General features: G+C 32.7%; 1 protein-coding gene. It reads left to right on the top strand.

The window, feature by feature from the left end; all coding sequences use genetic code 11:
* A partial coding sequence (gene aspS / locus AC1DTM_RS28570; RefSeq protein ID WP_477001499.1) for an aspartate--tRNA(Asn) ligase occupies window positions 1–787 on the top strand: 787 nt, incomplete at its 5' end.
* Window positions 788–985: the final 198 nt, after the last annotated feature.

Here is a 985-nt window from a genome sequence, read left to right as displayed (position 1 = left end):
TAAGCTTCCATATTTCCAAAAAGAAGCGTATTTAGCTCAATCACCACAGTTTTATAAACAAATGATGGTAGCGGGAGGACTCGAATGTGTTTTTGAAATTGCTCCTGTGTACCGGGCTGAACATCATAACTCGTCACGACATTTAAATGAATATATATCGTTAGACGTAGAACTTGGATTTATTCATGATTTTCATGAAGTGATGCAATTAGAAACAGATGTTTTACGATATATGTTTCAACAAGTAGGAGAAAAATGTGAAAGAGAACTACAACTATTACAAGTAACAGTACCTGTTATTGCGGAAATTCCTAAAATCACATTATCAGAAGCACAAGAAGTTTTGAAAAGTCAGTATCGAAAAGAATCTCCCATAGGGGATTTAGATACAGAAGGTGAAAAGTTACTAGGGAAATATGTGAAAGAAACGTATAATAGTGAATTTGTATTCATTACACATTATCCGAGAGAAGCGAGACCAATGTATACGATGCCAAATAAAGAGAATTCAGCTATTACTGATTCTTTTGACTTATTGTATAAAGGGCTAGAGATTACGTCAGGTGCACAGCGAATTCATAACTATGAAATGTTACTTGCTTCTTTTAAAGAAAAAGGATTACATCCAGAGAAATTTCAATCTTATTTAGATACATTCCGATACGGTTGTCCACCACATGGTGGTTTTGGGATAGGATTAGAAAGGGTTGTGTATCGACTTTTAGAATTATCCAACGTGAGGGAAGCGAGTGCTTTTCCGAGAGATTGTACTCGTCTTATACCGTAAAAAAGAATCTTCGCGATTATCGCGAAGATTCTTTTTTAATGTTCTTTATATTTCATTTGTAAATATTTTCTATATAAGTCTATGAAAATCCTTTTCGACAAAATAATTAATATATACCTTGACAGTTATAAATATAACCGATATACTTCATATTAATTTCAAAAGAAGATATATTCAGAATATTAAAGTGCGTTGAAT

The sequence above is a fragment of the Bacillus sp. P4_D3 genome, assembly GCF_056401855.1.
The sequence above is the reverse complement of the archived record's forward strand: the minus strand, read 5'-3'. Positions and strand labels throughout refer to the sequence as shown.